Raw genomic sequence first — 20,017 nt, 5'->3', positions numbered from 1 at the left:
TCTATTCAACATTCCCTATTCTGACTCGCTCTCCCTAGTTTGACGGGAAAGCAGCAGTAGGGGAACGCCTGTCAGCAAAACTGCTACGCCGATAGTTCCTCCAATGCCGGTATAAACCAAACTCGAATAAAGCAAGTAACCACAAGTGACGCAAAAAAGCAATGGGATAACGGGATAAAATGGCACGGGAAACGGACGGGGTACGTTCGGTTCTTTCCGCCGCAGCACCATGAGGGCGATGCCAGATAAGAGAAAAAAGAACCAGAATACTGGGGCGGTATAATCTACCATTGTTTCAAAGCCTTTGCGGGTAATTGCTCCCAGAAAGACTAGCAATAGGGCGATCGCTCCCTGTACGAACAGCGCATTGGTGGGTGTATTCCCACGCGCTTGCCAGCGTCCGAGTAAACTAAACATTGAGAAATCTTGCCCTAAGGCATAATTCGTCCTCGCGCCTGTAAAAATGGTAGCGTTAGCCGCGCCCAATGCTGAAACCGCTATTAGAAAGCTGACGAATTTTGCCCCATTTTCTCCCATGGCGCGGCGCATCAAGTCGGCAGCGACTGCCTTTGATTTTGCCATTTCTTCCAGTCCTAAACCGTGGATGTAAGCAAAGTTAATCAGCAGGTAAATTACGGCGATAATGCTAATACTTCCTAGCAATACGCGCACCATGTTACGCTGGTTTTCTCGCAGTTCGGCTGAAATATAAGCAGCTTCGTTCCACCCGCCATAAGTCAGCAATACAAAAACCATCGCCAGTCCAAAGGTAGTTTTGGGTGCAGTTGCGGTGATGGTATCTGGCGCTAGGGGTTTGGCTAGGGCTATTCCGGCTAGGATGACTAATAGCAATCCCAGGACTTTAGCGGCGGTGAGCCAATTTTGCGTCCACTTACCTTGGCGGACGCCTAGTACGTTCAAACTGGTGAGCAGTGCGATCGCTATTCCGGCATAAATCGCCGGGGAATCATCTCCCAAACGCCACAACTCGGAAGCGTAATCCCCAAATACAAATGCTACCAGCGCGATCGACCCGGTTTGAACGATTGTCATTCGCCCCCAAGCAAATAAAAAGGCTAAATTTTTACCAAAAGCACGCATCAGGTAGTGGTAATTTCCCCCTGGGTGGGGATAGGCAGTTGCTAATTCTGCATAGCAAATAGCACCTACGAAGGATATCCCTCCACCAAGTAACCAAGCGAACAAAGCTAGGGAGGCACTTGCGGTATTTGCTGCTACCAAAGCTGGTGTTTCAAAAATACCTGCACCTATTACCATGCCTACAATCAGCGCACCGGCGTCGATGGCTGAAAGTGTTGGCTGGGGGGCTGTTCCTTTTGTTGCCATAATTTAAGATTTGGTCTTTCTCTTGGGGCAATAATTTAGGCTGGGAGGATTTGTTTTACTTTACTGTTTTATATTTTATTTTTAATCTAGCGCCAGGGGGAGCGGTAACAACAATTTATATCTAATGCGCTTAGCATTTACTTTTTTTTAATGAACCGCGTTCGCGAAGCGTGCGCGCCAGCGCATAGACGCGAAGAGCGCAAAGAAGAAGAGGAAGAAGTAAAGAGGTTTTTCAGGTAGATGCCCCGTCGCCCCATGCGCTTGTCATATGATATCAGGCTTTTCACCCCTAATTAAAACTCGACCCGTCCCCTTCCGAGTCCCCGCGTCAGTCATAACTATGGGTATTCAAGCGGACATGATATCAGTCGGTTGTTGTCTGCAATTGTTGATAATCTTGTGGTGTATCTATGTCTATTGCGCCTTGTGGGAAGGGTATGCAGAAGGTTTGGTGGTGGTGTTTTTTGATGATTTGTTTTGCGCCTTCTGATTGTTTTAAGGCGTTTAGTTCTGAGAAAATAGTGCGAGCGAATAAAGCGGGGACGCCGCATGTGCCTGCGTATTCGGAGGCAATAATCGGTTTTTCTGTGGTATGATATGCTTCAACAATGCGATTAATAATTTGAGCAGAAATAAAGGGCTGATCGCCAAGGGTGAGCATGACTGCTTCTATTTTTTCATGTAGGTGAGAAAGCGATTGAATTCCGGTTTTAATCGATGTCCCCATTCCTTGGTTCCAGTGTAAGTTTTCGACGATTTGAATCGGGAGTTGGTTGAGTGAGGGATAAATTTTTTCGGCATTCGCACCCAGAACAACAATAACAGGTTGGCAGACTGAAGCGATTGCTTCTTCTACCACGTGTCGCAATAAGCTAGTTCCCCGATAAGGTAACAGTTGTTTTGGCGTTCCCATGCGTGTGGATGCACCGGCTGCTAAGATGATTGTGGCTATGGTTTTAGTCATTGGTAATTGGTCATTGGTAATTAACTCAAGTTGCTAGTTATCTCTCTGGGAGCGGCTAATGGCTAATGGCGTTCCCAGGCAGTCGCCTCGTTCCCAGGCATGAGCCTGGGAACGAGGCGAAATCAGTAAAAATCCTATATTAGCAATTAGCAATTAGCAATTAGCAACGCCCTTGTTTATAACTAGCAACTTGCGTTAATTAGTTTTTGATGGGATGGTGGTTGGTGAATCGATCCCTGGCGGTGTTTCAAAAAGCCTCCCACACGATTGGCTAATACGGCTTGGATTTCAGCGATAATTGCGATCGCTATCTCTTCCGGTGTCTCCGATCCGATATCGATTCCCACTGGTGCGTGCAATCGGTTCTCTTGGTCTTCGGTATAAAATATTTCTTCTTTACGCAAGTCCCGCAGTAATCTTGCAGTGCGTTCTTTTGACCCCAAAGCACCAATATACGGCACTGGAGAAGGTAGGAGCATTTTCAATATTTCTAAATCGTCTAAGTAATTGTGGGTCATTATTACTACTACGGTATGTTCGTTTGCGGATACTTGTTGGCGGAGAGTTTCGCGACGGGTGAGAAGGATTTGATCGGCGAGGGGAAAGCGAAGTCTTGTTGCTAAGGAAGCTCGACAATCAACTATGGTAACGTGCCAACCTAATGCTTTAGCAAATTTTACTACAGGTACGGCATCGCGACCCGCACCAAAAATAATCAGCGGTGTGGGAGGGTGAATAACGTCGATGAATGCTTCTACGATTCCTGATGATAATTGATATTTTTTGACTGTGTAATGTTGATTTTGCAGCGCAGTTTGAGCATCTGCCATTATTGCTGAATTTAAATTTATATCTTCAATATTGCTGCTGAGTTTACCATCTATGTTTAGCATTAAGCGGTTGCCAATTTTGGCATTTACTTCCCCTTCAATTCCAAAAATAGTGGCGATAGCAACCAGCTGTTTTTGAGTAAAGCATTGGGAAATAAAACGAAGTGGATTAAATTTGTTATCTGGATCTAACCGTTCGAGCAAAACTTGCACAACGCCGTTGCATCCCAATCCAAATCCCCAGACAATATCTTCATCGGCGGTAGTATCGTAAGTGATGACTATGGGTGCGCCCGATTGCATCGAGTAGCGAGTATGTTGATATATATCGTTTTCCAGACACCCACCGCTTACCATTCCTACCATTTGACCTGCGTTGGTTATCAACATTTTTGCACCGGGGCGGCGATAGGTGGAACCTTTGGTGCTGACAACTGTGGCGAGAAAAGTCGTTTCGCCATTTTTTTTACTTGCTTCAAATGCGTTGATGATTGCTTGTAGTTCATTCATTTAATTGCTAATTGCTAATTGCTAATTGCTAATTGCTAATTGCTAATTGCTAATTCAGGACTTACGCAAACACCAAAGTTTCTCTGAAAAATCGTTGATTGGAAACTAGAGATCTAGGTCGAAACAAAGGTGATGGCGGTAATTGGTAATTGGGGAGGAGGCATATGCGGAAGCAAGAGATATATCGTTAAACCTGCCCGTACTTGCTACAACAATTTATCGGGCGAAATTGGTAAATCCCGGACGCGCTTACCTGTGGCGTGGAAGATGGCATTGGCAATTGCCGCCCCGGCACCTACCATGCCTATTTCCCCAATTCCTTTGACTCCCAAAACGTTAATATGAGGGTCAACTTCATCGATAAAATCAATTTCGATTTCGGGAATATCGGCGTTGACGGGTATCATATATTCCGCCAAGTTGGGGTTGGTATAGCGCCCAAAGTTATAGTCCATATGGGTATGTTCTAACAACGCTTGCCCGATGCCCCAAACTATACCGCCCATCAATTGACTGCGGGCGGTTTTGGCATTGAGGATGCGTCCAGCACCAAATACGCCGACGCACTTAACTATTCGCACGATGCCAAAATCTGGGTCTACTTTTACTTTGGCAAAGTGCGCCCCAAAGGATTTCATCGCATATTTAATGCTGGGGTTCTCTTGGGGTGCTTCCCCCGTATCGACTCCCGTTCCTTCTCCGACTTTCCAAGTGCCGATCGCTTCTACAGATGGTTGTTGCAGGCGAGATAATAAAGCAGTGTAGCTTTCCCCTTTATTACTATCTGACTTCAAGCATAGACGACCGTTTTCTGTGGCAATATCATCTACTTTTGCGCCGAAAAGCAGTGATTCGGAATTGGATTTCGCCAATTCTACTAACTTGTTCCGCAGTTCGGTTGCGGCGACGTGGACGGCAGAACTCCACGCCGCTGCCCCCATCGAACCCCCGGCAGAAGTAACAAAGGGGAGGGTAGTATCGCCAATTTCCACTTGAATGCGATCGCAACTAATTCCCAAAACATCGGCAGCAACTTGCGCCAAAATCGTGTAGGTTCCCGTGCCAATATCTGCCGCCCCGCATTGCACGATTGCGCGACCATCGGCAAGCATTGTAGCGCGGGCAGATTGAACCGTTCCCGGAGGCAAAACGGGAAAGCTAGAACTCGCCATGCCATAACCAATTAACCAATTACCTTCGCGCATCGAAGCAGGTTTTGCATTTCTTTGGGACCATCCGATTAGTTCCGCACCGCGCGCATAACATTGTTTTAGCGACTTACTCGAATAGGGTTGTCCAGTCGCTGGTTCAACTTCAGTATAGTTACGCAGGCGCAATTCAATCGGATCGATTCCTAACTTATCCGCTAACTCATCCATTGCCGATTCTAAAGCATACATCCCCGGTACTTCTCCCGGTCCGCGGGTAAAAGTCGGGGTCATGACATTAGCTTTAATTAATCGGTAACTTGCCTCAAAATTATCGCAAGCGTAGAGGCCATTCATAATCATGCTACTCGGTTCTGCCCACTCATCAAAAGGGGAAGTGGGAGAAGTTTTCACATGCTTAATCCCAGTCAACTTACCATCCCGCGTTGCCCCAATTGTCAGTTCAATCTTCTGTTCTTCCCGATATCCAACCGAGGTATACATTTGCTCGCGAGTCAGGGCGACTTTCACAGGACGATTGACTTGACGGGCAGCGATCGCGCATAACCAAGTATGAGGCCAAACGCTGCCTTTGCAACCAAAACCGCCCCCCACATATTGACTAATTACCCTGACATCTTCTACCGGAATTCCCAACAAATTCGCCACAGTTGATTGAGTAAAAAATACCCCTTGCGTCCCATCGTATAGAGTAAGTTTATCCCCTGACCAAGCCGCAATAGTCGCCGAAGGTTCTAACGGATTGTGGTGGTTCCCCGCAATAGAATAAGTTTCGGCGATCGTTACCTCTGCTTCCCCCAACCCTTGCTCAACATTCCCCCGCGCCATGCGATTTGGAAACATGCCACCCCACAGCATTTCCGGTTCGTAAACTTTATCCAAATCTTTAGCAGTGACGGGTTTTTCCACTTCATAACTAACCTTCACCAATTTTGCAGCATAGGTCGCCCTTTCCAAAGTATCCGCAACAACTAAAACGATCTGCTGTCCGCTATAAAAAATTTCCTCTCCTTGCATCGGCGCAAAACTTTGCGTCACTTGGATCGCCCCAAAACCAAGCTTAGGTTCTTTTGCCAACTTAGGCATATTGAGGTGCGTCAACACTGCCAAAACCCCCGGAGATTCTTCAGCTGCTGCCGTATCGATCTCCTTAATCCGTCCGCGCGCAATACTACTCGTAACAAACACCCCATGCGCCATATTCTCTAGAGGAAATTCCGCTGAATAACGCGCTTCCCCCGTAACTTTTGCTCGTCCATCTACCCGACTGACAGGTTTGCCAATTTGAGACATATCGGTTTTGGATTCTACTAAACTAAATAAACCGCGTTCGCGAAGCGTGCGCGCCAGGGCATAGGCGCGAAGGACGCAAAGAAGAAGAGGAAGAAAATTAGCGGATTTGGTATTACTTCTACACCAGAAGATGATCTATTCCTTACTTCGCGCTCTTCGTGTCTTTGCGGTTGATTAAATAAATACTCTCCAGGCGGCAAAAGAGTAAAAACAAACCCCATTTTCTACCTCAAACACTTTCCAATGCCCTAACTAAAGCGCGTTTTGCCAATTCAACCTTATAACCATTATGTGGCAGAGGTTTTGCACCTGCTAAAGCCACTTCTGCTGCTTGCCTAAAATTATCTCTTGTCCCAGATTTCCCTTGCAGAAAACTTTCTGCTTCAAGACTCCGCCAAGGTTTTGTTCCCACACCTCCCAAAGCAATTCGCGCTGCTTTGATTGTGCCATTTTCGCTCTCTAAACCAACAGCAGCGGCAACCAAAGCAAATTCATAGGAAGCGCGATCGCGTATTTTCATATAATGCGATCGCGCCGCATAAATTGCATCCGGCACTTCCACAGCAACAATCAATTCCCCCGCTTCTAATGCGGTTTCTTTATGCGGTGTATTCCCCGGTAACAGATGAAATTCTGTCATCGGAATCCGGCGTTCCCCTTTCGCTCCTTGCACCCAGACCACGGCATCTAATGCTACCAAAGCCACAGCCATATCCGATGGATGGGTAGCAGCGCATTGCTCGCTCGTTCCCAAAATAGCGTGCTTTTGATGTTCTCCCGCCATCGCCGGACATCCAGACCCAGGGTTTCTTTTATTACAAGGAAACGCCGGATCGCGGAAATATCCGCAGCGGGTGCGCTGCATTAAATTGCCGCCAATCGATGCCATGTTGCGGAGTTGGGGGGAAGCGCTGAGGAGGAGGGATTGGGAAATTGCCGGAAAGCGATCGCGAATAATTGAATTTTCCGCCACATCGCTCATCCTTGCCATTGCTCCAATTCGCACCCCATTCGAGATATTTTCAATTTGGGAAAAAGGCAGCGAATTAACATCTACCAATTGGGTGGGTTTTTCCACATCTTGCTTCATCAAGTCGAGCAAGGTTGTCCCGCCTGCGATAAACTTGGCTTCTGGGTTGGTTTGCACCGTTGCGATCGCACCCGTTACCTCTATTGCTCGAGCGAAACTAAACGGACGCATTTTCACCTCCTGGCGTCACTTCCCGAATTGCGGCGACGATATTAGTGTAAGCTCCGCAGCGACAAAGATTGCCGCTCATCCATTCCCGGATTTCTTCATCCGACTGGGTATGTCCTTCTGTTAATAATGCGATCGCCGAGCAAATTTGTCCCGGCGTACAATAACCGCACTGGAAGGCGTCGTGCTTGATAAATGCTGCTTGCATCGGGTGTAATTCATCACCCTTTGCCAGTCCCTCAATGGTAGTAATTTCCTTACCCACATTCATCGCCGCTAATGTCAAGCACGAGTTAATTCTGCGACCATCTATCAGTACCGTACAAGCACCGCAAGCACCTTGGTTGCACCCTTTTTTCGTACCCGTCAAACCGATATATTCCCGCAGCGCATCCAGCAAGGTAACGCGGGGTTCGATCTTCAAAGCACGTACCTCGCCGTTGACTTTTAGGTCTATTGTTTCAGTGTTAACCATAGTGAAAACGAGTCTTGCCCTTTGCCCAAGTATTGAGGAGTTTGGGCAGAAATGCAATAGACCTCTGCAATAAATCTTGTGGGGTGGGCATTCTGCCCGCCTTTGAGGGTAGTTTTTGCAGAAGTCTGATGCATATTTACTCTTTTTTGATTTTTGTAATTTTTATGACTTACGCAAATCACCTTTGTTTCTTTGCTCCGAAGAGCGTAGTGCCCAGACCGCCAACCTAAGTAAAAACTCATAATATTAATGTGAATTTTAATACTAATATCTATTACAACAAGTAGGAGACAAGAAGCTATCTTCCTTGTCCTCCTTGTCTCCTACGGTTCTGTCTGGCGCGATCGTTGGCAGCTGTAAAGTTAGTGGGCGTACCTGATGATTTTTTTCTTACTGCAAATACTCTTGCGTTAGCTCGTGTTCCGCCAAAACTTCCATGTCTGATTCTATGTTATCCAGAAGCGTTGAAAAGTTTTTCCGGTCATAGTCGCCGTCAAAAAAAGTTTCTAGAAACAAAGTTTTTTCTTCATCAATATATGCCTTTATAAACATAAAATTTGCATTCAAATCGTTGGCATATTTCAAAAGTTCTATTTTCTCGACATCTGGCTCGCAATCGTAAGGTATGATGATTAATACTCCTCTGTCTGGAATATTTCTTAGCATCATATTGGCTTTTCTTGGGTGACGGCATAGAAGCAGATCTTCTTCTTCTTCTTCTACCTGATATCCATTGAATTCCAAATGATTGCGATATTTCGCCAAAGGATGAGCTACTGCATCATTGATATTCATTTCGGTCATGGGTTTTCAGCCTCGCAGATTTTTTTTCAGGTACCCGAAAGGAATCCAAGGAACTGGGGAGGAGAGGAATGTAGAACATTCTGCCTCTACCCCAATACGATCGTGCCCCATGCCCAATCCCAGCTCAATAAGATTGTCCACAAGCTTTCTCCACGGTTATCACCTTGTCGGGCTTTAATTAATTTTACTAAATTGTAGTAATTTTGACTGCTTAAACCCAAAATTTCTGGTTCGCTTGTGTAGGTGGGATGCCGATGGTGATGCTGGGATTCGGGGGTGGCGCGATGCTAGCTGCAAGGGCTTTTTCTCTAATTATTGCACGAACCCAAGCAGCGAATGCCTACGCCACGCTTACGCTCTCCCGTAGCTAGGGGTGTGCATATCGCGCCGAATTTCCCCAGACTCGGTGCTGGTAAGAGCGTGGCGGCGGCTAATTGCTAATGGCTAATTGATTATTAGCGATTAATCTTCATCTAGGGCGGGAAAAGCTTCTTCTATCCGCCACAATTGGTTTTTATATTCAATCAACCACTGGCGACTTTCTTTAGTCAATTGCTCCCAGACAATTTCCATTGGCACGTGGGGAGATGAATACCGATACTTTTGCCCCAAGGTTTTAAGATTTTCAGCGACGCTCAAGGGAATACCTAACTCTTCCCAGTCGGTTTCTACAACAATTCCCGAAACTCCAGCCGCTGGGTCGCAAATTAATTGCGAGGCTCGGATTAAATCGGCAAAATGTTTTGGTTTCAGTCCGGTTGTTGACTGAATTAAGAGTGCTTTTTGCTGAGCTGGCGTCATTGGAATATCCGTGGCAGGAAAAAGGAATAATCTCAATATTTAACGCTTGTTGCTAGTTATCTTTTTAGCGCTGAAGACAGGCTAATGGCTAATAGCTAATGGCTGGTAGAACCGAAAAATCTTCCCATCAGCAATTAGCAAGCTTGCGATTAGCAATTGAGCAACCCACGATAGTTATAACTAGCAACTTGGGTTATTTATCAGTTTACCGTCGCCATTCATCTATCTTTGAAAATCAACAAATTATTTTAAACTTTTATACCAGTCAGGCACAAATCTCGGCATTTACGCATTTCCTCCGATAAATAAAGCACTTGAGCCTGCCGCATCTGGGTTATACCCTAACCAGAAATATTAAGTTTTGTAAAAAATGCAGAAAGTTCTAACTGTCCAGGCTGAGTAAAAAGTAGAAGTACAGTTTGACAATCAAAAGCGCAATGAACAGACACTCTTAACGCGACACCTTGCGGTTACGAGAGGAAGGAAAACAAATTGCGAACGCGAGTGCGTGCGGTCGGCATATCGCACCCAGCCATGAATAGCACTTTTGGTGTTACTTTTTAGATTATGGATGAGCAACTTGAACAATTAGTACTAGAGGCGCAACGGCACGCTCGCCAAACTCCGGAGCGGCAGTTAGCCTTAGAGGAGCTAGTGAAAGAAATTTTGCGCTCGCGCAAAATTGCTCGTCCGCCTATGGGTGAACCTTTATCTGGTGTTTATCAAGAGATTTACGAGCAAGTAAAACAGCAGTTTTTGCACCAAATTGAGGAGGAACTGCACAATTACAACCCAAAACTTATATCGATGAGAGAATGGGCTAACACCCTGCGGAATCAAGCTTGTAAAAAAGCCCTGGAGGATGGGCAACTGCTCAAAAATCTCGCATTAGAAGCGCAACGACACCCGCCTGGTTCTAGGTTACGGCAACATGCTTTAACACAACTGATTGAAGCCATTAGACTTTCGGGTAGACTTTGTCATCCAAAACGACCTGGATTATCCCCCAAGTTTTATAACTTGCTTTATGATGAAGTAGTGAATAAAACTTTAATCTATGTCTGTCGAAAGATTGACAACTACGACCCCGAAAGGGGAGAACAAAAATTTATGAACTGGGTCAACTTTCGATTGGAACGAGTATTTATAGAATGTGAGGGAGAATACAGAAATCAGGAGATCGATGTGTTACCTTGGCCTGACGATCCATTCGATATTGTCGCACCAGAAGAACCAATTTCATTGTTTGACATGGTACGAGAATGTCTAGAAGAAGACGCTGAAAAAGTGTTTCAAAAAGAATATATTAGACCTAAAAAAGATGCGAATTTTAGAGCGATAGCATTAAAAAGATTTGATGGAAAAAGTTGGAAAGAAATTGCCCAAGAATTAGATGTGAAAATTCCAACATTGAGTAGTTTCTTTCAAAGAAGCTGCGAAAAATTTCGCTCCCAGTTAATGCAATGTATTAGAGAGTGAAGAGCCATGAGGGTAAATCAATCAATCATCAACACCGATATCGAACCTTGGACGTTTAAAGTTACGCTGGCTTTATCAGCGCACGCGCGAGCGAAACAGTTTCAACGTTACCATTCCAATCCTCAAAAAGCCAAACAAGTTTATCTCAATACTTTGGCGGTGTATGCAGTCAAATTTTACCTGGATTGCATGGGAATTGAAACAAATTGGTCAGCCAGTTTTAGTTGTAATCCATTAATGCAAACAATCCTGGATGTCGCCGATTTAGATATTCCTAAATTAGGCAAATTAGAATGTCGTCCGGTATTACCAGAAGATGCGGTTGTTGGCATTCCGTTAGAAGTGTTGTCAGATCGAATTGGCTATGTAGCGGTACAGCTTGACGAAACGCTACGAGAAGCGACATTGTTGGGATTTAGCAAAACGGTTCCAAACAGCGGTGAATTAGCGATTGGGGAGTTGCGAGCGCTACCAGATTTGCTAGAAGCAGTAAAACCAGTTCCCCAACCCATCCAACTCAGCAAATGGTTTGAGAATATATTTGAAGCTGGTTGGCAATCATTGTCAGCGCTTTTAAGCACAAATCAAGGGAATCTAGCGTTTAGAAATAGCACAAGTGTAGCCAGTTTCAGAAGTAATGAGGAGACTGTTAAAGCAGCCAAACTGATTGACTTGGGAGTAGAACTGGAAAATCAATCAGTAGCGCTGCTGATGACGATTACGCCGACTTCGGAGCAGCAAGCGATCGTCTTAGTGCAAGTGCATCCAGTGGGTAGAAAGACTCTGCCAGCCAACCTAAAACTAAGTTTACTCGCAGCGGGAAAAACCGTCGCGGAAGTACAATCTCAAGGTCAGTATAACTACATTCAATTAAAACCATTTCGGGGGGATTCAGGAGAAAGCTTTGATATCCAAGTAAGTTTAGGTGAAGTTAGCGTCACCGAGACTTTTGAAATCTGATTGCAGGTGCGGTTAAAAATGGTGATATAGCAGTTTTATGGAAAAAAGCTAGAAACCCGGTTTCTCAAATAATACCTTCGCCTTGCATCCGGCACCCTTAAGGATGCCGCTACACAAACTTTGGCTGCCTACGCAGCCTGTAAGAATTTTAGCCCACGCAGGTGGGCTTGGTTTGTGTAGCCACACCCTTTAGGGTGTGGGCGTTTCAGAAAATTGGCGCAGGTATGATCAAAGAAACCGGGTTTCTTTGCGGTTAGAAAGGGTTTGGCATAGATCTGTTGCAGAACTTACGCATCGATCCCCCCAACCCCCTAATGCCTTGGGGGGCTTTTATAGCGGTTTGCAACGGGCGTGAAATACACTTATAGCCATTTTCAGTCAGATCAATGGGGGGGTAGGGAACATCAGTAAGCTTTGTCGCCAGCTCAAAGATTTTCGGATGCCGTGCCCCTACAATGTTGTGTTGCACCCAATTGAAAACAAAACTGCTTGCAAAGTTTGGCAAGACGTAGGATGAAGTGAGATAGTTGTGCGATCGCATCCTCTGGGCTGGAATTTACCGCGACATCAAAACGATGATGGCTCAGAGGGGTTGGCTTGTCAGGAAAAATTTGAGCGATCGCATCCTCACCCTGGTGATAGGGTTTGGGTTAACACTGTTCTTTTTTAGCGATAAAAATATAAATTTGTCAAAATTGCCGAATAATTTGGCTGTTGAGGCCGAGTACCAATCAGAAGTGACTCAGATGCTCTTGCAACCAGGCTTCAAAAAGTTCGCGGAGCAACCGTTGGCGCATCGATTCATTCAACTGCGCTGGAATCAATTTTTCGAGGCGCACAATCAGCAGGCATTCTCCTAACGGCCTGGGGGGCCAAAGTTGACCCGGTTGGCTAACAGAAAGCAACTGAGCCAGATTTGGATGGATATTGCCTAGCTCAATCGGACCAATAATTCCACCGGATTCGGCTTCTGGGCCTTGTGAGTATTCGTAGGCAAGTTCGGCAAAGGTCTGCTCTCGTTCTTGAATGCGAAAGTAAAGTTCTTGAGCCATCTCTTTATCTTTAGTCAGAATTAGAGAATAGACAACTTGATCTAGCGCACCCTTGCGTTTGAGAAAGTAAGATTCTAGTTTATGACCCCAAGTCGCCAGTTTAAATTTTTCAATTTTCAACAGCCGCACGATCAATAGTTCTTCTAAATATGGTTGGTTCATGCAGTAACGCTCCAGCCAAGTCTGCCGCTGAGTTTCTGAGATTAGCTGATTTTGCTGATAAAATTTCTCGTAAGCAAAAGCGATTTCCTCAGGAGTACACTCAATAGGGGCAATGGCTTGGTCAATGATACTCTCGCGCAACAATTGGGGCAGCATCTGGTAGCTGCTCAGTAATGGCATGACTTGCTCTGCCGCGATCGTTCGATTCCCAAGTTGTAAAACTGTTGTCATATCTATCTACTTCTGATGATTGAGTCTATCTGTTTAACTAGAAAGTGACAGGTGTCAGTGAAAGGTGAAAACACTTGTCTACGGCGCAATTGTGCCAGATTGGATATTCAAATTCTTGAATAATTGTGGCAGTAAGCGGCGCTAAGGCCGCTTACTGTCAATCACGAACACAACCAAGTTATGAACTTTTCAGGGCGAATATGAATTAAATTCACTGCAATGAAATAGTCGCAATTACCTGATTGCTTGCTAAGTTTTTGCAACTCCGAATTTAAGCAGTAGGATTCACCTGCAATTGATAGTTGGTATCACCACTATACTGAAAGACCTGGACGTAAAATGGGATGCCACTTTGGTGGAAAAAGGAAAAATTTTCTGACGATGTACCGCTACGAGTTGAAGCAAACTGAGTGCTAACTTCACCGGCATCAACGATGCGATTGTTGTTGAAGTCCCGAATCAAACGAATATCAGCATCGCTGGTCAATCCCGTGAGCCTAACATTGACATTACTGGCTGAGGCTAGACTGAATCTGTAGATATCAGATGTATCAGTACTACCTACCGATCCGGAGGAGGTGTAGGTCTGTCCGCGAGACAAGACACCGCCATCAACCTCGTTAGGGATTAGATTAGGGGCGGTTGTTGCAGAGGGATACTGTTGGGTGCTAGATAAGTCCAGTGTATAGTTTAAACCACCATTGCTACCGGGAGCGAAGCGCTGAACCCGTGCAAAATAAGTACCTGTCGAAGCTACATAGTTGATTGAGTCATCGCTGTTGCTCCCACGAAGAGAACTTGCAAGCTGTTGGTCGCTCGTATCCCACTGACCGTTGTTGTTGCTGTCCAGATACAGATAAAGATCGGCGTCATCACCAGCACTTATGTTACGCAGGTCTAGATTGATGCTATTAGTTTCACTGATGTTGAAGCGATAGACATCATCAGTGTAAGTTTCATTTAGGAAGTCGGTGCGAGTAACCGGGGTGCTGGTTAGGTTGCCAATAACGTAGTTAGTAATGGGAGGCATATGTTCTACTCCTTTTTAGGGTGAAGCGGTTTTGTCTTCCTTCTGTCTATAACTCCGGTCAAAAAACCAGGATTTTCTGCAAAATATAAAATATTAATTTATGTAAAAAATACATAAAAATCTGGCTGTTGAGGCTGAGTAATAATCAGAGGTTCCAGATTCAAAACCCGGCGAAAAGACACTCGTATTCGTTAAGCACGCATACCAAAGAAACCGGGTTTCTGGGGTGGACAGAAACCCGGTTTGGATCGTAAGTTATGAATCAGTTAGGTGTTTTATCGGGTTATTCGGACATATAAAACCAATGGGATAAATCTAACGGTAGTTCTCGATTACCGCGTTTGATTTCGGTTTGGCGATCGCTCGCTATTTCCAAATACTCTAAGTCGGCGATCGCTCCTAACTTCTGCCGCTCGTAGCTTCTGTCATTGTTAGTAACAACCGCTGAATTAACCCGGGCTATGCTATCGGGTTTATTTTGATGACTTTGGCGCTTTTGACCTGTTGATTTTAGGATAAATTTGTAAGTGCGGTAAGGTATATAATGGAGAGGATTATAGCCAGCAAAGCGCAAGATTAAAACACAAGCCCAAGCATACTTTTCCTGGCGAATGGCTTCAACAACTTGCTCGAACTGTTCGTCAGTCAGGAATTTATCGAGCGTATTGTCAGAGGAGAGTTGCTTATTCATGAAAGTTTACTCCTGTTAAATTCGGGATTGGGAGTTGATAAAATTAGGTTTTTGAGTCAATTGAGTTCGCTCGTCATGGCTAAATGCCGCACAGATAGTCTTGGTGCGATCGCGTGGCGCTGTCCTCCATCTGTCTATAACTCTGGTCAAACCCCCAGTGTTTTATGCAAAATCGTAAATATTAATTTGTGTAAAAAATGCGTAATTTTCGGCTGTTGCGGCAGAGTAATTATATTTGTAGAGACAGGACTGGCAAAAATGTCATGGTAAATTGAGCGTACGCACGCCTATGTTCTTCTTGCGTGCAGGGGATGGGAGCGTACGCATAGTTGTTTGCAACGCTTCAGTTGGCTTTAATTCTGCTAGTTGATGAAATGATGCGTACGCTCAAACCTGTTCATCTGCTTATCGGTTCATCTCTGTTGAGCGTTTATAGAGACAGCACTTATAAAAAGGTGATGGTAAGTTGAGCGTACGCGCCCCTACGTTCCTCTTGCGTGCAGGAGAGCGTACGCTTGCTCGATAGCAATAGCAGGACTTACGCACGACGATCCTAGAAACCGGGTTTGTAGCGTAGGGGCACGGTGGGCGAAATATTCTGTACAAGCGAACATTTTCTGCTTGCCGTGCCCCGACAAAGCGAATATTTTTCACAGAACCCCGGAATATGAGCGTAAGTTCTGACCCACTTATTCGGACAAATAATACCAGTGGGATAAATCCAACGGTAGTTCTCGATAACCGCCTTTGATTTCGGTTTGGCGATCGCTCGCTATTTCCAAATACTCTAAATCGGCGAGCGCTCCTAAATTATTCGGATCGTAGCTTCTGTCATTGTTAGTAACACCCCCTGAATTAACCCGAGCTATGCTATCGGGTTTATTTTGATGACTTTGGCGCTTTTGACCTGTTGCTTTTAGGATAAATTTGTAAGTGCGGTAAGGTATATAATGGAGAGGATTATAGCCAGCGAAGCGGAAGATTAAAACACAAGCCCAAGCATACTTTTCCTGGCGAATGGCTTCAACAACTTGCTCGAACTGTTCGTCAGTCAGGAATTTATCGAGCGTATTGTCAGAGGAGAATTGCTTATTCATGAAAGTTTACTCCTGTTAAATTCGGGATTGGGAGTTGATAAAATTAGGTTTTTGAGTCAAGCGAGTTCGCTCGTCATGACTCAATGTCGTACAGATCGTCTTGGTTTGATCCCGTGGCGCTGTCCTCCTTATATCTATAACTCCGGTCAAACACCCAGGGTTTTATGCAAAACTCCAAATATTAATTTATGTAAATAATGCAGAAAACTCTGGCTGTTGAGGCTGAGAAACGCTCGTAGGTGTTTATTCTGGATATCCGGAGGAAGGACTGACGCACGACCAGGCCAGAAACAAAGGTGAGACCGTCGTTCGCGCCAGCTAGGGTATGCATATCTCTCGCAACCAAACCAACGATTTTTTGTAGAAACCGGGAACTTGCGCGTAAGTCCTGATTATGAAGGCTTTATGACAAGTGGCGCTCTAAGTGGTAAATTCAAAACAACGGATACTTTTGCGATCAGACGGCTGGTAGTCACAGGCCAATGAGTAAAGTAGTCTTGAGCTTGGGACATGGTAACTTGCAAAACGGCTTTCCCGCCGTTACGGCGCAGCTTTGGCAGGCGACTTCCACCGCGTCGATGCAGTTTATAGCGAGTTTACCACCAGCACCAGAAATTGCCTCACTCTACAAAGATTGGCAGTTGCAGTATTCGGCGTCTTATCAATGTTTAGATTTGCTTCCCCGTCTCGAACTACTCGATTTTCCTGAAGATGTGCCTGACGAGACTGGGTATTCCTCTGAAAAGTTTAACGATTTATGCCAGCAGTTTTCAAAGAAAATCAATGATTGGCTAAATTCGGAACAGTTTCGCAACATCAACAATCGATTACGAACGCACTTAGGTCATTCAGAGGAAATTCGATTCATTATTGAAACCGATGATAAACTGTTGCGGCGACTCCCTTGGCATCTTTGGGATTTTTTTGAGGATTATCCCTATGCGGAAGTTGCTTTGAGTGCGCTAGAGTATAAACCAACCAACAAAACGCCGACCCAAAAAATAGGCGATAAAGTCAGGATTTTAGCCATACTTGGCAATAGTAAAGGTATTAATATTGAGCGGGATAGGAGTTTTTTAGAGAAATTACCTGAGGCGGAAGTAAAATTTTTGGTAGAACCTGAGCGCTCGCAACTGAATGACCAACTTTGGGCTAAGCCTTGGGATATCCTGTTTTTCGCGGGTCACAGTTTCAGCTATTCAGATGGGGAAAGCGGACGAATTTATATCAATCAAACCAGGAGTTTAACCATTTCGGAATTGAAACATGCGCTCAAAAATGCCATGGCTGGCGGTTTGAAGCTGGCAATTTTAAACTCCTGCGATGGTTTGGGTTTGGCGCAGGCACTGTTCGATTTGCATATTCCGCAAACTATTGTAATGCGAGAGCCGGTGCCGGATGCGATCGCTCAAGCATTCTTAAAGTATTTTATAGCAGCTTTTTCGGGTGGAAAATCTTTATATACTGCGGTAAGAGAAGCGCGACAAAGGCTGCAAGGAATAGAGGAAAAATGTCCTTGTGCGAGTTGGTTACCAGTCATTTTTCAAAACCCCGCTGAAGAACCACCAACTTGGCCCCCCTTACCAGAACCCAGCCTTAATTGGAGGACGGTGTTACTAGCGAGTGTGGCGGTAACTGCTTTGGTAATGGGTGTGCGACACTTAGGAATGCTTCAGAAATGGGAATTGCAGGCTTTCGATCATCTAATGCAGTTGCGACCGATTGAAAGCCAAGATCCGCGTTTGTTGATAGTCACAATTGATGAAGCGGATATTCAGTATCAAATTCGCCAGAAAATGAAGATGCGCTGGTCGCTATCGGATAATGCACTCGCGCAATTATTGAAAAAATTAGAACAGTATCAACCAAGAACTATCGGTATTGATATTTATCGCGATTTTTCTGTAGACCCCGATTATCCAGATTTAGCAACTCGCTTGCGGCAAGACGAACGCCTGTTTGCTACATGCAAAGTTTCTGCACCTGAAGATGGCGCACCAGATGGCAATCCTCCCCCGCCTGAAGTTCCAAAAAAACGTCTGGGTTTTAGCGATTTTGTGGCAGATGATGATGAAATTGCCCGTCGCCATTTGTTGCATTTAATGCCTCCCCTAACATCTCCTTGTGCCGCAGATAATGCCTTTAGTCTCCAGATGGCACTTGATTATTTGAATGCACAAAGCATAGAGGCCAAATTTACGAAGCAGGGGGAATTGCAAATTGGCGATGTTGTTTTTAAGAAATTAAAATCCCAATCTGGCGGCTATCAACGAGTGGATGCATCGGGTTATCAAGTGTTGCTTAATTATCGTTCCCTACGCTCTTTACAAAACATTGCCCCCCAGATTTCTCTCAGAGATATTCTGAATAACCGAATTAACCCTGAATTAAGGGAATATGTGAAGAATCGGATCGTTTTGATTGGCGTTACTGCGCCAACTACTGCCGATCAATGGAAAACTCCCTACAGCGTTAATGCGCCGCCGAATCAAACTTTAATTCCAGGGGTGTTTGTGCAAGCGCAGATGGTGAGTCAGATTCTGAGTGCTGTTTTGGATCGTAGACCTTTGTTGTGGTGGTGGCCTGAGTGGGTGGAAGTTTTTTGGGTATGGGGATGGGCGTTGGTGGGAGGAATGCTAGCACTGTGCATTCGACAGCCACTGGGTCTTGGATTAGCCGGAGTTGTCACTTTAGGAATGCTTTTTGGGATTTGCTTTATCATCTTTACAGCAGCTGGGTGGGTGCCCTTCGTTCCATCGGCGTTGGCTTTATTAGCGACTGAAGTAGCATTAGTGTGGTGGTCTACAAGGAGTTCCCTTTTTGTCAATAATAGTAGACCTTTGGATGCTGAATTATGGCTAGGAAGAAGTTTGTTTTCCAGGAAGTGAGATTGGGTTTTGCGATCGCTTTAGCACTCGCTACTTTTATTAGTAGCCCTCTACAGGTGCGATCGCAGGTTGCCCGATCGGTCAGTAACTCTGTCGTGGCGCAGGTGCGATTTCCCCCCGGTGACGGCGCACCCACAGGTCGTCGCAGAGGAGGAACCAGTCGTGATGGTTGCCCAGAATTGAATAAACCTCTGACTGCTTTGGTGCTTGGTAAAGAAACTTGGAAGCTGGTTAACGGCAAAAACGTACTCGATGAGTCGAAATCTTTTTTGGCATTAACAGTTGCCGATCGTCCAACTTTTTGGGTTTATGTTCCTGAGTTACCAGCGAACCTGCGCGCTGGAGAGTTTGTGTTGCAGGTGTCGCAAAATGGTGAAGAAAATGATGTGTACCGCACACCTCTGACTCTGCCTGAAAAGTCTGGTGTTATTAGTCTCAGCCTGCCTCCAAATCCGCAATACTCTTTAGAAATAGGCAAGAAATATCATTGGTACTTCAAAGTTTATTGTGGCAATCCGCAGCAAACATCTGATAATTTTTATGTTGATGTTTGGGTAGAACGGGTGGCGCTGACCCCGGAACTTGAGAGTCAGTTAAAAGCAGCACAATCAAGCGAGTATATTGCCTATGCTGCTAATAATATTTGGTACGATGCGTTAACCAATTTAGCTGACCTCCGCCGCACCGATGCAGGCAATGCTAGGTTGGTTCAGGATTGGGCTAACCTATTAATAGGGGTTGGTTTGGAAGACCTGGCTCAAGAACCGATTGTTCAGCGTTATAGTTTTTAACTACTCCCTTCGCGTCAGAAGAATATCTAATTAACTAACCACAGAGGCACAGAGAACACAGAGGTAATAGAAAAGAAGAGATAGGTAATCAGGACTTACGCAAACACCAAAGTTTCTCTGAAAAATCGTCGCAAGAGAACTAGAGATCTGCGAAGAAACCCGGTTTCTTAGATCGGGTTGTAGGGAACATCCGAGATATTTTGGCAGATACAAATAACTTAAAGATGCCGTGCCCCTACATGCGG

17 protein-coding genes are annotated in these 20,017 nt (G+C 45.2%); 5 read left to right on the top strand and 12 right to left on the bottom strand.

The window, feature by feature from the left end:
• Positions 1–15: 15 nt before the first annotated feature.
• The 8 genes from MiSe_RS07350 to MiSe_RS07315 all read right to left on the bottom strand — a co-directional run bounded on the left by MiSe_RS07350 (position 16) and on the right by MiSe_RS07315 (position 9,391).
• Positions 16–1,347 carry an APC family permease gene (locus MiSe_RS07350; RefSeq protein WP_226576790.1) on the bottom strand — a complete coding sequence of 444 codons (1,332 nt, stop codon included), beginning with the start codon at positions 1,345–1,347 and terminating at the stop codon, positions 16–18.
• Between the two features lie 364 nt (positions 1,348–1,711).
• The gene (locus MiSe_RS07345; RefSeq protein WP_226576787.1) at positions 1,712–2,311 is read right to left on the bottom strand and encodes a nucleotidyltransferase family protein; all 600 of its coding nucleotides are present in this window, start codon (positions 2,309–2,311) and stop codon (positions 1,712–1,714) included.
• Positions 2,312–2,493: 182 nt separating this feature from the next.
• Positions 2,494–3,651: an XdhC family protein gene (locus MiSe_RS07340; protein ID WP_226576784.1), complete on the bottom strand. Its 1,158-nt coding sequence runs from the start codon at positions 3,649–3,651 to the stop codon at positions 2,494–2,496.
• Positions 3,652–3,857: 206 nt separating this feature from the next.
• Positions 3,858–6,113: a xanthine dehydrogenase family protein molybdopterin-binding subunit gene (locus tag MiSe_RS07335; protein ID WP_226576781.1), complete on the bottom strand. Its 2,256-nt coding sequence runs from the start codon at positions 6,111–6,113 to the stop codon at positions 3,858–3,860.
• 229 nt (positions 6,114–6,342) lie between these two features.
• Positions 6,343–7,314, bottom strand: a complete 972-nt coding sequence (locus MiSe_RS07330) for an FAD binding domain-containing protein (protein ID WP_226576779.1) — start codon at positions 7,312–7,314, stop codon at positions 6,343–6,345.
• Positions 7,301–7,786 (bottom strand): (2Fe-2S)-binding protein, encoded by a 486-nt coding sequence (locus MiSe_RS07325; protein WP_226576777.1) that lies wholly within the window; start codon positions 7,784–7,786, stop codon positions 7,301–7,303. Before MiSe_RS07325 ends, MiSe_RS07330 begins: the two co-directional genes overlap by 14 nt.
• Positions 7,787–8,176: 390 nt before the next feature.
• Positions 8,177–8,590, bottom strand: coding sequence for a type III secretion system chaperone family protein (locus tag MiSe_RS07320; protein WP_226576775.1), 414 nt, complete (start codon positions 8,588–8,590; stop codon positions 8,177–8,179).
• A gap of 462 nt (positions 8,591–9,052) precedes the next feature.
• Entirely contained in the window at positions 9,053–9,391 is a 339-nt protein-coding gene (locus MiSe_RS07315; RefSeq protein ID WP_226576773.1) for a hypothetical protein, read from the bottom strand.
• Between the two features lie 98 nt (positions 9,392–9,489).
• Here MiSe_RS07315 and MiSe_RS07310 point away from each other — a divergent pair, with 98 nt between their 5' ends.
• The 3 genes from MiSe_RS07310 to MiSe_RS07300 all read left to right on the top strand — a co-directional run bounded on the left by MiSe_RS07310 (position 9,490) and on the right by MiSe_RS07300 (position 11,830).
• Positions 9,490–9,696, top strand: a complete 207-nt coding sequence (locus tag MiSe_RS07310) for a hypothetical protein (RefSeq protein ID WP_226576772.1) — start codon at positions 9,490–9,492, stop codon at positions 9,694–9,696.
• Between the two features lie 262 nt (positions 9,697–9,958).
• Positions 9,959–10,870 (top strand): hypothetical protein, encoded by a 912-nt coding sequence (locus tag MiSe_RS07305; RefSeq protein WP_226576770.1) that lies wholly within the window; start codon positions 9,959–9,961, stop codon positions 10,868–10,870.
• A gap of 6 nt (positions 10,871–10,876) precedes the next feature.
• A complete protein-coding gene (locus tag MiSe_RS07300) occupies positions 10,877–11,830 on the top strand; it encodes a DUF1822 family protein (RefSeq protein ID WP_226576768.1) in 954 nt (317 codons plus the stop codon).
• A 731-nt stretch (positions 11,831–12,561) separates the two neighbouring features.
• On the opposite strand, the gene MiSe_RS07295 is transcribed toward MiSe_RS07300, so the two are convergent.
• The 4 genes from MiSe_RS07295 to MiSe_RS07280 all read right to left on the bottom strand — a co-directional run bounded on the left by MiSe_RS07295 (position 12,562) and on the right by MiSe_RS07280 (position 16,093).
• Positions 12,562–13,275, bottom strand: coding sequence for a peptidylprolyl isomerase (locus MiSe_RS07295; protein ID WP_226576765.1), 714 nt, complete (start codon positions 13,273–13,275; stop codon positions 12,562–12,564).
• A 271-nt stretch (positions 13,276–13,546) separates the two neighbouring features.
• Positions 13,547–14,305, bottom strand: a complete 759-nt coding sequence (locus MiSe_RS07290) for a PPC domain-containing protein (protein WP_226576762.1) — start codon at positions 14,303–14,305, stop codon at positions 13,547–13,549.
• 283 nt (positions 14,306–14,588) lie between these two features.
• A complete protein-coding gene (locus tag MiSe_RS07285) occupies positions 14,589–14,996 on the bottom strand; it encodes a HetP family heterocyst commitment protein (protein WP_226576759.1) in 408 nt (135 codons plus the stop codon).
• A 689-nt stretch (positions 14,997–15,685) separates the two neighbouring features.
• Positions 15,686–16,093 (bottom strand): HetP family heterocyst commitment protein, encoded by a 408-nt coding sequence (locus MiSe_RS07280; protein WP_226576757.1) that lies wholly within the window; start codon positions 16,091–16,093, stop codon positions 15,686–15,688.
• A 482-nt stretch (positions 16,094–16,575) separates the two neighbouring features.
• Here MiSe_RS07280 and MiSe_RS07275 point away from each other — a divergent pair, with 482 nt between their 5' ends.
• Positions 16,576–18,981, top strand: coding sequence for a CHASE2 domain-containing protein (locus tag MiSe_RS07275; RefSeq protein ID WP_226576754.1), 2,406 nt, complete (start codon positions 16,576–16,578; stop codon positions 18,979–18,981).
• A complete protein-coding gene (locus MiSe_RS07270; protein WP_226576751.1) occupies positions 18,948–19,772 on the top strand; it encodes a DUF928 domain-containing protein in 825 nt (274 codons plus the stop codon). The genes MiSe_RS07275 and MiSe_RS07270 overlap by 34 nt, the downstream gene beginning before the upstream one ends.
• The last annotated feature ends 245 nt before the right edge of the window (positions 19,773–20,017 follow it).

Source organism: Microseira wollei NIES-4236 (assembly GCF_020521235.1).
Lineage (GTDB): Bacteria > Cyanobacteriota > Cyanobacteriia > Cyanobacteriales > Aerosakkonemataceae > Microseira > Microseira wollei.
Note: the sequence above shows the minus strand (reverse complement) of the source record. Positions and strands in the feature narration are given on the sequence as shown.

Bases quoted from the DNA above. Each gene is read 5' to 3' on its own strand.
- MiSe_RS07350 (WP_226576790.1), bottom strand. From the start codon at position 1,347: ATGGCAACAAAAGGAACAGCCCCCCAGCCAACACTTTCAGCCATCGAC.
- MiSe_RS07345 (WP_226576787.1), bottom strand. From the start codon at position 2,311: ATGACTAAAACCATAGCCACAATCATCTTAGCAGCCGGTGCATCCACA.
- MiSe_RS07340 (WP_226576784.1), bottom strand. From the start codon at position 3,651: ATGAATGAACTACAAGCAATCATCAACGCATTTGAAGCAAGTAAAAAA.
- MiSe_RS07335 (WP_226576781.1), bottom strand. From the start codon at position 6,113: ATGTCTCAAATTGGCAAACCTGTCAGTCGGGTAGATGGACGAGCAAAA.
- MiSe_RS07330 (WP_226576779.1), bottom strand. From the start codon at position 7,314: ATGCGTCCGTTTAGTTTCGCTCGAGCAATAGAGGTAACGGGTGCGATC.
- MiSe_RS07325 (WP_226576777.1), bottom strand. From the start codon at position 7,786: ATGGTTAACACTGAAACAATAGACCTAAAAGTCAACGGCGAGGTACGT.
- MiSe_RS07320 (WP_226576775.1), bottom strand. From the start codon at position 8,590: ATGACCGAAATGAATATCAATGATGCAGTAGCTCATCCTTTGGCGAAA.
- MiSe_RS07315 (WP_226576773.1), bottom strand. From the start codon at position 9,391: ATGACGCCAGCTCAGCAAAAAGCACTCTTAATTCAGTCAACAACCGGA.
- MiSe_RS07310 (WP_226576772.1), top strand. From the start codon at position 9,490: ATGGCTGGTAGAACCGAAAAATCTTCCCATCAGCAATTAGCAAGCTTG.
- MiSe_RS07305 (WP_226576770.1), top strand. From the start codon at position 9,959: ATGGATGAGCAACTTGAACAATTAGTACTAGAGGCGCAACGGCACGCT.
- MiSe_RS07300 (WP_226576768.1), top strand. From the start codon at position 10,877: ATGAGGGTAAATCAATCAATCATCAACACCGATATCGAACCTTGGACG.
- MiSe_RS07295 (WP_226576765.1), bottom strand. From the start codon at position 13,275: ATGACAACAGTTTTACAACTTGGGAATCGAACGATCGCGGCAGAGCAA.
- MiSe_RS07290 (WP_226576762.1), bottom strand. From the start codon at position 14,305: ATGCCTCCCATTACTAACTACGTTATTGGCAACCTAACCAGCACCCCG.
- MiSe_RS07285 (WP_226576759.1), bottom strand. From the start codon at position 14,996: ATGAATAAGCAACTCTCCTCTGACAATACGCTCGATAAATTCCTGACT.
- MiSe_RS07280 (WP_226576757.1), bottom strand. From the start codon at position 16,093: ATGAATAAGCAATTCTCCTCTGACAATACGCTCGATAAATTCCTGACT.
- MiSe_RS07275 (WP_226576754.1), top strand. From the start codon at position 16,576: ATGAGTAAAGTAGTCTTGAGCTTGGGACATGGTAACTTGCAAAACGGC.
- MiSe_RS07270 (WP_226576751.1), top strand. From the start codon at position 18,948: ATGGCTAGGAAGAAGTTTGTTTTCCAGGAAGTGAGATTGGGTTTTGCG.